Raw genomic sequence first — 13,482 nt, 5'->3', positions numbered from 1 at the left:
TCTCTCCGGATTGCTGCAAGGATGTGCCTGTTATTGTTGTAGGCTTGCACTCCGTCGACCCAGGCAGGTCCGATCGTCGAAGCATCGGAAGCCGGCGATCACGCCCCGGGCATGACATTGCGCCGATGCAACGCCGCCAGCGCCGCCTTCTTTCCTTTCGCGCATCCGGGCGCGGCTGAAACGATCGGCACGGCTTTTCTCCGGGAACGAAATGATCGGTCCCGCTATAGCGGGCAAGCGAGGCGCGGCGCAAGTATTCTATGGCCTAATTCAACCATGCAGTGCAGTTTGCAGGCCGAGCCAGCCTGTGATCCGCGCCACCGCCTCGTGCATGTCGGCGGCCGAGCGGGCGTAAGAGAACCGCACAAAGCTGCGGCCATGGACCGGATCGAAATCGACCCCGGGGGTGGCAGCGACATGCGCCTCCTGCAGCATTCGCTGGGCGAATGCAAAACTGTCCTGGGTGAACCTGGAGACGTCGGCATAGAGATAAAACGCGCCGTCGGCGGGCAGAAACTCGCGCAATCCGGCTTGTGGCAAACCTGTGATCAGGATCTGGCGGTTTTCCTCATAGCCGCGCTTCACCAGTTCCATCTCGGCACGGCCGTCGAACGCCGCGGCGGCGGCGATCTGCGACAGCGTCGGCACCGAGATCGCGAGATTTTGCTGCAGCCGCTCGATCGGCCGCACCAAAGCCTCCGGCACCACCATCCAGCCGACCCGCCAGCCGGTCATGCAGAAATATTTCGAGAACGAATTGATCACCACCGCATTCGGCGACAGTTCCGCGGCGCTCACCGCCGGGAAGGCATAATCGAGGCCGTGATAGATCTCGTCGGAGATGAAACGGATGCCCTCGCGCTCGGCGACTTCCATTAGCTCGGTCAACGCCGCGCGCGTCATCATGGTGCCGGTCGGATTGCCCGGGCTCGCCACCAGCACGCCCTTCAGCGGCGCCTTGCGATGCGCCGCCAGCAGCGCCTCGCCGGTCAGCGCGTGGCGGGCCTCGCCATGGGTTTCGATCAGTACCGGCTCGCAGCCCAGCGCGGTGAGGATGTGGCGATACGGCGGATAGCCCGGTACCGTCACCGCGACGCGGTCGCCGGGCTCGAACATCGCCAGAAACGCCAGGATGAAGGCGCCGGAGGAGCCGGTGGTGACGACGACGCGGCCGGCGTCGACCGCGCAGCCATAGGCCTCGCGATAGTGCTGCGCGATCCGCTCGCGCAAGGCGGCAATGCCGAGCGCCGAGGTGTAGTCGATGCGGCCGTGCTGCAGCGCGGCATGGGCGGCGTCGATGGCGCTGCGCGGCGCCGAGGCGGCGGGCTGGCCGACTTCGAGATGGATCACCTGGCCGCCGGCGGCCTCGATCCGCTCGGCCGCGGCCATCACGTCCATCACCATGAACGGCGGCACGTCGCTGCGCCCGGACGGCGTCAACACCCGTTCGATCAACCGCCTGGCGCGTTCGGCCCCTGTCGCATCGTGCATCGAAATCTGCTATCTCCGGCTGTATTCACCATCGGGGGTGGACCCCGCAGCGCCGCGCTGCTGCCCCATTCCGGGGCTTGCTAGGGCATATCCCGCAATCGAACCATGGCCAATGATTAAACCACAGCATTTGTCGGCCCGCGCGGCCGTTCATCGTCTCGGACTTCGGTTGACCGCGCTGGGCGTCGCCGCGGCGTTGGCGTTTGCGCCGGTTCCGGCGTCGGCGCAGAGCAATAACGGCCCGCGGCTATTGCGCGACACCGAGATCGAGCAATTGCTGCGCGACTACACCAGGCCGATCCTGCGCACCGCCGGGCTGGAAAAGCAGAACATCCAGGTCGCGATCATCAACGACCCCACCTTCAACGCCTTTGTCGCCGACGGCCACCGGATCTTCGTCAATTACGGCGCGCTGATGCAGTCGCAGACCCCGAACCAGCTGATCGGCGTGCTGGCGCACGAGACCGGCCATCTCGCCGGCGGCCATCTGTCCAAGCTGCGCGAGCAATTGGCGCAGGCGCAGACCCAGATGATCGTGGCGATGATGCTCGGGGTTGGCGCCATGGTGGCCGGCGCCAAGAGCGGCGGCGAAGGCGCCGCCGGCAATATCGGCATGGCGGCGCTCAGCGCGCCGCAGGAGATGATCCGCCGCAACCTGTTGTCCTACCAGCGCCAGCAGGAGGAAAACGCCGACCGCGCCGGGGTCAAGTTTCTCACCGCCACCGGGCAATCGCCGAAGGGCATGTACGAGACCTTCAAGCGCTTCACCGACGACAGCCTGTTCGCGTCGCGCGGTGCCGACCCCTACGCGCAATCGCATCCGATGCCGGCCGACCGCGTCCGCGCGCTGGAGGATCTGGCGCGCTCCAGCCCCTATTGGGACAAGAAGGACGACGCCGCGCTGCAACTGCGCCACGACATGATGCGGGCCAAGACCTCCGGCTTCATGGAGAAAGCCGACACCGTCAATCGCCGCTATCCGCTGTCCAACGACACCTTGCCGGCGCGCTACGCCCGCGCCATCGCCACCTATCTGCACGGCGACCTGCGCGCGGCGCTCGCCCAGATCGACGGCTTGATCCAGCAGCAGCCGAACAACCCGTATTTCTACGAGCTGCGCGGCCAGGCGCTGTTGGAAGGCGGCCGGCCAGCGGACGCGGTGGCGCCGTTGCGCAAGGCGGTGGCGATGACCAACGGCGCGCCGCTGATCGAGATGCTGCTCGGCCAGGCGCTGGTGGCCTCCGACAACAACGCCAATACCGAGGAGGCGATCGGCATCCTGCGCGCGGCGCTGGCGCGCGAGACCGAGGCGCCGCTCGGCTATTCGCAGCTGGCGATGGCCTATGGCCGCAAGGGCGATTACGCCCAGGCCGATCTCGCCGCGGCGCAGGCCGCATTCCTGCGCGGCGACAACAAGACCGCGCGCGAACTGGCCTCCCGCGCCAAGACCCGCTTCGCGGTCGGTTCGCCGGGCTGGGTCAAGGCCGACGACATCGTCGCCACCAAGCCGATGCCGGGGCAGAAGGAGTAGAGGCGCCGTCCGGCCCGCGCGCCGCCCGCGGCGCCGCGGGCTCCATTCACAAATTCCGCGTAATCCGGTCGCAGAATCGGCCTTCAGCATTTAACAACAGACATTCCGCAAAAGGATTTGCCCATGCCGCCGCTTCGCCTGCTCGCCTCCGCCCTGTTCGCGCTCGCCCTCGCCGGGGTGCCGAGCCTCGCATCGGCGCAGGCGTTTTCCGACGACCAGCGCGGCCAGATCGAGAGCATCGTGCGCAGCTATCTGTTGGCGCACCCCGAAGTGCTGGAGGAGGTCTCCGCCGAACTGAGCAAGCGTCAGGCCGCGGCCGAAGCCGAGAAGCACCAGGCGGCGATCGCGCAGAACGCCCAGACCATCTTCAACTCGCCGCGCGGCGTCACCCTCGGCAACAAGGACGGCGACGTCTCCTTCGTCGAGTTCTTCGATTACAATTGCGGCTACTGCAAGCGCGCGATGGGCGACATGCTGGAGCTGATGAAGGACGATCCCAAGCTGAAGGTGGTGCTGAAGGAATTCCCGGTGCTCGGGCCGGGCTCGGTGGAAGCCGCGCAGGTCGCGGTGGCGGTCAGGATGCAGGATTCCGGCGGCAAGAAGTATCTCGACTTCCACCAGAAGCTGTTGGGCGGCCGCGGCCAGGCCGACAAGGCCCGGGCGATGGCTGCGGCGAAAGACGCCGGCCTCGACATGGCCAAGCTGGAAAAGGACATCGCCTCGCCGGAAGTGCGCGCCACCATCGAGGAGAATTTCAAGCTCGCCGAGGCGATGGGCATGAACGGCACCCCGAGCTACGTGATCGGCAAGCAGGTGGTGGTCGGTGCGGTGGGTCTCGAGGCGCTGAAGGAAAAGATCGGCATCGCCCGCTGCGGCAAGGCGACCTGCTGAGCAAGGCGACCTGCTGAGCAAAGCCATCTGCTGAGCCCGGCTCGCCGGCGGAATTTGCGACGGGGGCGGCTGATCAGTCCGCCCTCGCCCCGGCGGACATTCAGTGCGCGCATCTCGCGCAGATTCAGTAGCGCGCTTCTTCGGTGAGCGCGTTCAGCGCGCTTAATGCGGCGCTTGGCGCTCCGCCGGCCGCTCGCTCTCCGAAACCCGCAGCCGGTCGGCATGCAGCGACCAGTCGCTCAGCCGTTCGATTTCGCAGAACTTGCGCTTGGCCAATTCGCCGGCGTCGCCGCTATTGGCGGCTTCGACCTCCAGCAAGTGCTGGCAGACCTCGGCGTGATGGCCGTTGTCGCCAAGAATGTCCTTGAAGAATTTCACCATGTAACGAGCCATGAAACCTCCAGCGTCGCCCCCATCGGTGAAGCACGCTGATGATGCATTAGTCCGGGCCAAACACGAAGCACGATTTTGACCTTCGTCAATGAATCTTTAATCGGTGCGGAGAAACGCGGTCGCTGCAGCGACCGAGTCGCATTGCTTCGCACTGCAGCAAGACGGATTCCGCGGCGCTATTGCGCAACTAACAAACACGATGGAACTCAGCTGCATAGGAACAGGATGCCGCGACCGCGGTTGTCGCCGGCACATGCAAAACCAACCAGGAGGAATCCCAATGAGCAATCGTTTCCTGATGTCGATCGCCGCCGTGGCATTGATCGCTGGAACCAGCGTGGCGAGCGCGCAGAGTTCGGGCGGCACGCCCGGTAGCGCCGGCTCGTCGAGCACCGCCGCTTCGCCCAACACCACGTCGAGCAACCAGCCGAGTTCGCAGGGCACCGAGTCCAGCCGCGGCGCGGCCGATAGCCTGAAGTCGAGCCAGGGCATGACGCCGGGCGCAGCGGGACAGACCTCCGGCATGAGCAACGAGCCGTCGTCCGGCAAGGCCAGCAAGAAGTAAGCTCTCGCCACCGCCGCGCAGGATCGCCACGGCGACCCGGCGCGGCGGTCGATCCTTCGACATCGCAATCGTCTTAATCCCCTCACCTCACCGATCAGGTCTCAGCGCGCGGCGCGGCCCGTCGCCTCGCTTCGCGCAGCGACGTGACAGCGTCGGCGCGTTCCTTCTTCATCTCGCATTCACAAAACAAACCCGCCGGAACCCGGCGCGCGCAGGAACGGGATGCGACGGCTCCGGTTGATGCGCGGGCAGATGCAAACGAGGAGCAACCCGATGAGCAAACGTTTTCTGATCTCCGTCGCCACCGCCGCATTGATCCTAGGAACCGGCGCCGTCTGCGCGCAGAGCCCGAGCGGCTCTCCCGGTAGCGCCGGCGCGTCGAGCGGCGCCGCGGCGCCGAGCGCCGGCAGCTCCAGCAACCAGCCGAGTTCGCAAGGCGCCGAGTCCGGCCGCGGTGCGTCGGAAGGCGCCAATTCCGCGCAGTCGAGCGAGCGGCCCGCGGCTGGCGGCGGCGCCAGCCAGCGCGCCCAGGAGTCGAGCCCCGGGCAGAAATCCGGCGTCAGCGCCGACAAGTCGGACAAGGCCGCCGGCAAGGACATGAAGGCGGAAGACCGCGGCCGCGACGGCAATCGCAACGCCGAGAACAACCGCGAACGCTCGTCGACGACCACGGGCCAGGCCGGCGCCGGCGCCAAACTGTCCGGCGAACAGCGCAGCAAGATCACCACCGTGATCAAGCAGCAGCGCGTCGAGCCCGCCACCAACATCAACTTCTCGATCTCGGTCGGCACAAGGGTGCCGCGCGAGGTCCGCTTCCACCCGCTTCCGGCGGAAATCATCTCGCTCTATCCGGATTGGCGCGGCTACGAGTTCTTCCTGGTGCGCGACGAGATCGTGGTGGTCGACCCGCGCACCCTGGAGATCGTTGCGGTGCTCGACGCCTGAGCCTGACCGGGCAAACTGTTGCGAAGGGCGGCGGCACGCCGCCCTTTTTCGTGCTTAGACCAAAGCAGGACCGCGGCGCCGGCGCTCCGCCGGCGCCGGCCTCAACGATGGTTAATCAGTCGTTTCCACGGCTTGCCGGGCTCTGCTGGCAAACCGATTGAGTGTCATTGCCGCGGCTTTCTCGGCTCGGGAGGCTTTCCCTTCGGCGGAAGGTTACTTATAAACCGCCAGGAAAACGGTGCGTCGCTCGGATCGCGTGGCTCTGCGGTCGAGCGGGGCTTTGAAAAGCCGCAAAAGACATCTGATTTCTCGTTGCCCCATCGAAAGAGAGGTCCGCCAGAGAGCCGCGCCGAAGGCGCGCCTGTCGGACTTCGATCGTTCATCGGTGGCTGCGACAGGTCGCAGACGAAACCAGGATTGTGATGCCGCAGACAGTCTATGTGCTCAATGGTCCGAACCTCAATCTGCTCGGGTTGCGCGAGCCTGAGATTTACGGACACGCGACGCTGGCGGATGTCGAACGGCTGTGCGTCGAGACCGCGGCGCGGTTCGGGTTGGTCGCCGATTGCCGGCATTCCAACCACGAGGGCGAATTGATCGACTTCATCCACGACGCTCACGCCACCAAGGCGGTCGGCATCATCCTCAACGCCGGCGGCTATTCGCACACCTCGGTGGCGCTGCACGACGCGCTGGTGGCGGTGCGGATCCCGACCGTCGAGGTCCACGTCAGCAACATCCACGCCCGCGAGAGCTTCCGCCAGCATTCCTTCACCGCTAAAGCCGCCTTTGCCAGCCTGTGCGGCTTCGGCATCGACGGCTATCGCCTTGCCATCAGCGGCCTCGCCGCAAAAATCGGCGCCAGCGCGCAAGCCTGACGCCCCCCATCACCACCAAAATTTGGATCGAGAATATGGCCCGCCCGCCTGAACACAAAGCCGCCGCGACCCCCAAGGCGGCTGACGACAACGCGCTGATCCGCGAACTCGCGCTGCTGCTCGACGAAACCAACCTGACCGAGATCGAGATCGAACGCTCCGGGCTGCGGGTGCGGGTGGCGCGCACGCTCACCGTTTCCGCCGCGGTGCCCTCCGCGCATGCGCCGGCCGCTGCCGCGGCGCCAGCCGCGCCGGCGCCGGACGCCGACGTCGCCAAACACCCCGGCATGGTGGCCTCGCCGATGGTCGGCACGGTGTATTGGGCCTCCGAGCCCGGCGCCAAGCCGTTCGTCGAGGTCGGCAGCAAGGTGCGCGCCGGCGAGACGCTGTTCATCATCGAGGCGATGAAGACGATGAACCAGATCCCGTCGCCGCGCGCCGGGACCGTCACCCAGATCCTGGTCGAGGACGGCCAGCCGGTCGAATTCGGCGAGCCGTTGGTGGTGATAGAGTGAGCGACTACGGAGTGGCGAATAGCGAATAGCAAAACACGAGCTGCTGTTCGCTTCCATTCGCCACTCGATATTCGCCACTCGCCGCTTTCCGCATTTCACCTCCGCGCAGTCTGGTACAGCCATGTTCGACAAAATCCTGATAGCCAATCGCGGCGAGATCGCGCTGCGCGTGTTGCGGGCCTGCAAGGAGCTCGGCATCTCCACCGTGGCGGTGCACTCCACCGCCGACGCCGACGCCATGCATGTCCGGCTCGCCGACGAGAGCGTCTGCATCGGGCCGCCGCCGTCCAAGGACAGCTATCTCAACATCCCGGCGCTGCTCGCCGCCTGCGAGATCACCGGCGCCGACGCGGTGCATCCCGGCTACGGCTTTCTGTCCGAGAACGCCCGCTTCGCCGAGATCCTGGCCGAGCACAATCTGCATTTCATCGGCCCGAAATCCGAGCACATCCGGCTGATGGGCGACAAGATCGAGGCCAAGAAGACCGCCAAGCGGCTCGGCATTCCGGTGGTGCCGGGCTCCGAGGGCGCGGTCGGCCCCGAGGACGACGCCATGGCGATCGCCAAGGCGATCGGCTTTCCGGTGCTGGTCAAGGCCGCCTCCGGCGGCGGCGGCCGCGGCATGAAGGTGGCGCAGACCGAAAACGACCTGATGCTGGCGCTGTCCACCGCCGGCAACGAGGCCAAGTCGGCATTCGGCGACGCCTCGGTCTATCTGGAAAAATACCTGCAGAAGCCACGCCACATCGAGATCCAGGTGCTCGGCGACGGCCGCGGCGGCGCCATCCATCTCGGCGAGCGCGACTGTTCGCTGCAGCGCCGCCACCAGAAGGTCTGGGAGGAAGGCCCCTCGCCGGTGCTCAGCGCCTCGGCCCGCGCCAAGATCGGCGCCACCTGCGCCAAGGCGATGCAGGACATGCAATATCTCGGCGTCGGCACCATCGAATTCCTCTACGAGGACGGCGAGTTCTACTTCATCGAGATGAACACCAGAATCCAGGTCGAGCATCCGGTGACCGAGATGATCACCGGCATCGACCTAGTGCTGGAGCAGATCCGGGTCGCCGCCGGCGGCGACCTGCCCTGCACACAGGACGAGATCGTGCTGAACGGCCATTCGATCGAATGCCGGGTCAATGCCGAGAACCCGGTGACTTTCCGGCCGTCGCCGGGCCGGATCGCGCGCTACCACCCGCCCGGCGGGCTCGGGGTGCGGATCGATTCGGCGGCCTATCAGGGCTATGTGATCCCGCCTTATTACGACTCCATGGTCGGCAAGCTGATCGTGCACGGCAAGACCCGGGCGGAATGCCTGATGCGGCTGCGCCGGGCGCTCGACGAGATGGTGGTCGACGGCATCGACACCACGCTGCCGTTGTTCCGTGCGCTGGTGCGGGAGCCCGGCATCATCGACGGCGACTACCATATCCATTGGCTGGAGCATTATCTGGCGGCGGGCGACACCAAGAAGCCTTGAGGACCGCGGAACCATTCGCGATTCATGGCGTTGAAGCTTGATTTTGTGCGGGTTCCGCCGGGGGATGGATTGATCGTCGGTTTTGATGGTTTGGGTGCCGCGTGGTGACACAGGCCCGCGCGCGGCGACGCTCATTGCTGCAAATCGTCTTGCTCGGGATCGCCTTTGCGGTCTTGGTGGTGATCAGCATCGCCTCGCTGTATTGGCTGCAGCGGGCGCGAGAGGACGCCGGCTGGGTGGCGCATACGCTGGAAGTGCAAAACCAGATCTCGCTGTCGCTGTTGCAGATGCGCCGCGCCGAAAGCGCCGAGCGGGGCTATCTGCTGACTCAGGAACCGGGCTTTCTGACGGATTACGAGGACGCCGCCGGAGGCATCGTCCCGCTGTTGCGCAAGTTGCAACAGCAGACGCTCGACAATCCCCGTCAGCAACAGGCGGTGACCGAGATCATGGCGATGACCGAGTCCCGGCTGGCGCAATTCCGCCGGGTGCTGGAATTGGGGCGCGCGAGCAAGCTCGACGCCGCCACCGAAATTATCCGGGTCAACGCCGGCCGCGACACCATGAACCGGATTCGGGTGCTGTCGGAGGAGATGAGCGCCGAGGAGCAGCAGCTATTCCGGCAGCGCACCGCCACCGCCGACCGCAGCCAGGCTTTGGCGGCGATCGTCACCACCTCGGGCTCCGCCCTGGTGCTGCTGCTGGCGGCGATCTCGATCTTCCTGGTGCGCCGCTCCGCCGCCGCGCGCGACGAGGCCGAGACCAGGCTGCGCGACACCAACCTCAACCTGGAATCCACGGTGCTGGAGCGCACCGCCGACCTGCGCGAGGCCAATGACGAGATCCAGCGCTTCGCCTACATCGTCAGCCACGATCTGCGCTCGCCGCTGGTCAACATCATGGGCTTCACTAGCGAGCTCGAGGAATTGCGCGGCGACATCTTCCGCCGCATCGCCACGCTGGGCCGCGCCGCCTCCCCGGAGCCGATGCCGGAAAGCGCCGACAACGACGCCGAACCCAAACTCGACGTCGCCGACCAGCAGCTGTCGCAGGACTTCACCGAGGCGCTCAGCTTCATCAAGTCCTCGATCGCCAAGATGGACCGGCTGATCAGCGCCATCCTTAATCTGACCCGCGAGGGCCGCCGCGAGTTCAAGCCGGTGTTAATCGACACCCGCGAGCTGATCGAGGGCATCGTCTCCACGGTGGCGCATCAGGCCGCCGAGGCCGAGGCCGAGATCCGCATCGAACCCTTGCCGCAGATCGTCAGCGACCGCCTGGCGCTCGAGCAGATCTTCTCCAATCTGATCGACAACGCCTTGAAATATCTCAGAAACGGGATTCCCGGCGACATCCGCGTGCGGGGCCGCCAGAAGCTCGGCTTTGCGATTTTCGAGGTCGCCGACAATGGCCGAGGCATCGATCCCAAGGACCACCAGAGGATCTTTGACCTTTTCCGCCGCGCGGGTACACAGGACCGTCCCGGACAGGGAATCGGACTGGCCCACGTCCGCGCCCTGGTCCGGCGGCTCGGCGGCACCATGACGGTGTCGTCCGAACTGGGCACCGGCAGCACGTTCACGATCACCCTGCCGGCCAAATGGTCGGCGGCAAACCGGGATTCGCAAGCATGAGTAAGCCTGTCACCATCATCATGATCGAGGACGACGAGGGCCACGCCCGGCTGATCGAGCGCAATATCCGCCGCTCCGGGGTCAACAACGAGATCATTCCGTTCACCAACGGGACAGCCGCGCTGGATTATCTGTTCGGACCGGACGGCAGCGGCATCGAACATCAGGGCCGCGCGCTCTTGATCCTGCTCGACCTCAACCTGCCGGACGCCTCCGGCATCGACATTCTGCGCCGGGTCAAGGAGAACGATCACCTCAAATGCACCCCGGTCGTGGTGCTGACCACCACCGACGACGCCCATGAAATCAAGCGTTGCTACGAGCTTGGGTGTAATGTCTACATCACCAAGCCGGTCAATTACGAGAGCTTTGCCAACGCCATCCGCCAGCTCGGGCTGTTCTTCTCTGTGATTCAGGTGCCTGAAACCGTCGCATGACCACCTCCGCGCCCACGCTGCTCTATATCGACGATGACGACGCGCTCGGCCGGCTGGTGACCCGCGGCCTGCAGCGGCACGGCTACAGCGTGGTGCATGCCTCCAGCGGCGAAGCCGGCCTCGCCCGGCTGCGCCAGGGCGGCATCGACGTGGTGGCGCTCGACCAGTACATGCCCGGGCTCGACGGTCTGGAGACGTTGGAGCAGATCCAGACCGTTCCCAATCCGCCGCCGGTGGTGTTCGTCACCGCCTCGCAGGATTCCTCGATTGCGGTCACTGCGCTGAAAGCCGGCGCCGCCGATTACTTGATGAAGGATACGCTCGGCGATTTCGTGCCGCTGCTGCACGTTGCCACCGAGCAGGCGCTGCAACAGGCGCGGATCCGCAAGGCGCGCGACGACGCGGTGGCCGAAGTACACGCCTCGCGCGACCGCTTCGCAGCGCTCGCCGCCGAGCGCGAGGTGCTGCTGCGCGAGGTCAACCACCGGGTCGGCAATTCGCTGCAGATCATCGCCTCGCTGCTGCATCTGCAGGCCTCCTCCAGCAAGCAGGCCGACGTCAAGGCGGCGTTGACCAATGCGATGGGCCGGGTCGCCGCGGTGGCGCAGGTGCATCGCAGGCTTTACACCTCGCACGACCTGAAAAGCGTGCTGCTGAACCAGTATCTCGAAGCGCTGCTGGAGGATCTGCGGCGCTCCGCCGAGGGCAACCGGATGTCGCGGCTGACGCTGAAGTCGGAAGCCGTCGAGATCGATCCCGACCGCGCGGTGGCGATCGGTATCATCGTCAACGAGCTGGTGATGAACGCGGTGAAATACGCCTATCCCGACGGCGCCGGCCCGATCCATGTCGAACTGCACGCCGACGGCGACGATGTCGAATTGTCGATCAGCGACGACGGCGTCGGGCTCAACGTCAAGGTCAACCCGGACTCCACCGGGATGGGCCAGCGCATCGTCAATGCGATGGCCAGCAAGCTGGAAGCCGCGGTGGAGCGCGACCCCAACCACAGCGGCACCCGCATCGTGCTGCGCTTCCGCCGCACCAGCGCTCCGGCGGCTAGCCTCGCCGCCTCCGCGCATTAGGGTCGACGGCGCCCCGTGATCCCCTGGTCCCTGCTCGACAGCGCGCTGATCCCCGGCGGCGGCGAATTGCGGCTGCTGCGCCGCGGCGCCGAGTTCTCAATCCGGCTCGATGGCAACGAACTGATGAACAGCCGGCTCGGCGGCTCGGAAGAAGCGCTGGCGACGCTGGCGTTTGCCCGCCTCGCCGGCGCGCCGTCAAAAGCTAGCCCGCGGATCCTGATCGGCGGGCTCGGCATGGGGTTCACGCTGCGCGCCGTGCTGGCCGCGCTGCCGCCCGACGCCGCGATCGAGGTCGCCGAACTGGTGCCGGCGGTGATCGACTGGGCGCGCGGCGCGATGGCCGAGGTGTTCGGCGACAGCCTCGCCGACCCGCGGGTTCGCATCATCACGGGCGACGTCGGCGCGGCGATCCGCGCCGGCCGGTTGCGCTACGACGCCATCCTGCTCGACGTCGACAACGGGCCGGACGGGCTATCGCGCACCGCCAATGACGCGTTGTACGACGCGGCCGGGCTGCGCGCCGCGCAGCAGGCATTGCGCGACGGCGGCGTGCTGGCGGTGTGGTCGTCGGGGCCGGACCCGGCCTTCACGCGAAGGCTGCGGCAGGCCGGCTTTGCGGTCGAGGAACTCCCGGTGCGGGCGATGGGCAAGCGCGGCGGCGCGCGGCATCTGATCTGGCTGGCGGTGCGCCGCGGCGCGGCGGCGTGATCGGCCGCCCCGCGGCATCGGCGCTGGGCGAAGCCGTCGCGGCCGGCGCTGCGGCCTGCTATGATGGCGCATGACCGGCCGCGACTCCGCCTCGTCCGACATTACCCCCGAAGTGCTGCTGCGCGCCTATGCCTGCGGCATCTTTCCGATGGCAGAAAGCATCGACGACCCGACGCTGTTCTGGGTCGAGCCGGAACGCCGCGGCATCATCCCGCTCGACGGCTTCCGGGTGGCGTCGCGGTTGGCGCGCACGGTGCGCTCGGATGTGTTTGCCGTCAGCGTCGACCGCGCCTTCAACGACGTCATCGACGGCTGCGCGGCGCCGCAGCCCGGCCGCGAGGACACCTGGATCAACCGGCGGATTCGCGAGCTCTATATCGGGCTCTATCAGCTCGGCCATTGCCACAGCGTCGAGGTCTGGCAGCATGGCGAGCTGGTCGGCGGGCTGTACGGCGTCAATCTCGGCCGGGCGTTTTTCGGCGAGAGCATGTTCCACCGCGCCCGCGATGCTTCCAAGGTGGCGCTGGTGCATCTGGTGGCGCGGCTGATCGAGGGCGGCTTCGTGCTGCTCGACACCCAGTTCGTCACCGAGCATCTGCGCTCGTTCGGCGCCACCGAGGTGCCGCGGCGGCGCTACCGGGCGATGCTCGACGTCGCCGTCACCGGGGCTGCGGATTTCGCCCGGCTGCCGACCGAACAGCCGGTGGCCGGCGCGCGGGCGCTGGCGATCATTGCCGGGCGCGACGCGCGCGGGTAGCGATGGATCTGTACTGCCTGAACAACGCGCTCGGCGTCATCCTGAGAGCCTGGCCGAAAAAGAGTTGAGTGATTTCAGTCTGTTGTGATTCCGTCGGATTTGCGAAGATTCGATGGAGGCACAGATGTGGACTGAAACCACCCGCCGCTATTATCAGCGCAGCAGCCCGCGCTAC

14 protein-coding genes are annotated in these 13,482 nt (G+C 66.5%); 12 read left to right on the top strand and 2 right to left on the bottom strand.

Translation table 11 applies throughout. The features are described from left to right. Positions 1-270 precede the first annotated feature (270 nt). A complete protein-coding gene (locus VGC77_RS15955; protein ID WP_331172549.1) occupies positions 271-1,491 on the bottom strand; it encodes a pyridoxal phosphate-dependent aminotransferase in 1,221 nt (406 codons plus the stop codon). A 112-nt stretch (positions 1,492-1,603) separates the two neighbouring features. On the opposite strand from VGC77_RS15955, the gene VGC77_RS15950 reads away from it, so the two are divergent. Together VGC77_RS15950 and VGC77_RS15945 are read left to right on the top strand one after the other, a co-directional pair. Further along, positions 1,604-3,022, top strand: coding sequence for a M48 family metalloprotease (locus tag VGC77_RS15950; RefSeq protein ID WP_331172548.1), 1,419 nt, complete (start codon positions 1,604-1,606; stop codon positions 3,020-3,022). Between the two features lie 123 nt (positions 3,023-3,145). Beyond that, positions 3,146-3,913 carry a DsbA family protein gene (locus VGC77_RS15945; protein ID WP_331172547.1) on the top strand — a complete coding sequence of 256 codons (768 nt, stop codon included), beginning with the start codon at positions 3,146-3,148 and terminating at the stop codon, positions 3,911-3,913. Between the two features lie 162 nt (positions 3,914-4,075). Here VGC77_RS15945 and VGC77_RS15940 read toward each other — a convergent pair whose 3' ends face one another. After that, positions 4,076-4,306, bottom strand: coding sequence for a hypothetical protein (locus VGC77_RS15940; RefSeq protein WP_331172546.1), 231 nt, complete (start codon positions 4,304-4,306; stop codon positions 4,076-4,078). A gap of 280 nt (positions 4,307-4,586) precedes the next feature. On the opposite strand from VGC77_RS15940, the gene VGC77_RS15935 reads away from it, so the two are divergent. The 10 genes from VGC77_RS15935 to aat all read left to right on the top strand — a co-directional run bounded on the left by VGC77_RS15935 (position 4,587) and on the right by aat (position 13,307). Further along, entirely contained in the window at positions 4,587-4,871 is a 285-nt protein-coding gene (locus VGC77_RS15935; protein ID WP_331172545.1) for a hypothetical protein, read from the top strand. 273 nt (positions 4,872-5,144) lie between these two features. Continuing rightward, the gene (locus tag VGC77_RS15930; protein WP_331172544.1) at positions 5,145-5,816 is read left to right on the top strand and encodes a DUF1236 domain-containing protein; all 672 of its coding nucleotides are present in this window, start codon (positions 5,145-5,147) and stop codon (positions 5,814-5,816) included. A gap of 422 nt (positions 5,817-6,238) precedes the next feature. Continuing rightward, the gene (aroQ, locus tag VGC77_RS15925; RefSeq protein ID WP_331172543.1) at positions 6,239-6,694 is read left to right on the top strand and encodes a type II 3-dehydroquinate dehydratase; all 456 of its coding nucleotides are present in this window, start codon (positions 6,239-6,241) and stop codon (positions 6,692-6,694) included. 35 nt (positions 6,695-6,729) lie between these two features. Continuing rightward, the gene (gene accB, locus VGC77_RS15920) at positions 6,730-7,209 is read left to right on the top strand and encodes an acetyl-CoA carboxylase biotin carboxyl carrier protein (RefSeq protein WP_331172542.1); all 480 of its coding nucleotides are present in this window, start codon (positions 6,730-6,732) and stop codon (positions 7,207-7,209) included. 121 nt (positions 7,210-7,330) lie between these two features. Further along, complete coding sequence (accC, locus tag VGC77_RS15915; protein WP_331172541.1) at positions 7,331-8,686, top strand: acetyl-CoA carboxylase biotin carboxylase subunit; 1,356 nt, start codon at positions 7,331-7,333, stop codon at positions 8,684-8,686. 104 nt (positions 8,687-8,790) lie between these two features. Next, the gene (locus tag VGC77_RS15910; RefSeq protein WP_414709682.1) at positions 8,791-10,320 is read left to right on the top strand and encodes a sensor histidine kinase; all 1,530 of its coding nucleotides are present in this window, start codon (positions 8,791-8,793) and stop codon (positions 10,318-10,320) included. Next, complete coding sequence (locus tag VGC77_RS15905) at positions 10,317-10,757, top strand: response regulator (RefSeq protein ID WP_331172539.1); 441 nt, start codon at positions 10,317-10,319, stop codon at positions 10,755-10,757. The genes VGC77_RS15910 and VGC77_RS15905 overlap by 4 nt, the downstream gene beginning before the upstream one ends. Further along, on the top strand, positions 10,754-11,842 hold the full coding sequence (locus VGC77_RS15900) for a sensor histidine kinase (RefSeq protein ID WP_331172538.1): 1,089 nt from the start codon (positions 10,754-10,756) through the stop codon (positions 11,840-11,842). The genes VGC77_RS15905 and VGC77_RS15900 overlap by 4 nt, the downstream gene beginning before the upstream one ends. A 15-nt stretch (positions 11,843-11,857) precedes the next feature. Further along, on the top strand, positions 11,858-12,550 hold the full coding sequence (locus tag VGC77_RS15895; protein WP_331172537.1) for a spermidine synthase: 693 nt from the start codon (positions 11,858-11,860) through the stop codon (positions 12,548-12,550). Positions 12,551-12,620: 70 nt separating this feature from the next. Then, complete coding sequence (aat, locus tag VGC77_RS15890; RefSeq protein ID WP_331172536.1) at positions 12,621-13,307, top strand: leucyl/phenylalanyl-tRNA--protein transferase; 687 nt, start codon at positions 12,621-12,623, stop codon at positions 13,305-13,307. Positions 13,308-13,482: the final 175 nt, after the last annotated feature.

Origin of the sequence: Rhodopseudomonas sp. (assembly GCF_036404135.1) — a bacterium.
Lineage (GTDB): Bacteria > Pseudomonadota > Alphaproteobacteria > Rhizobiales > Xanthobacteraceae > Rhodopseudomonas_A.
This window is presented reverse-complemented; position numbering and strand designations above follow the sequence as displayed.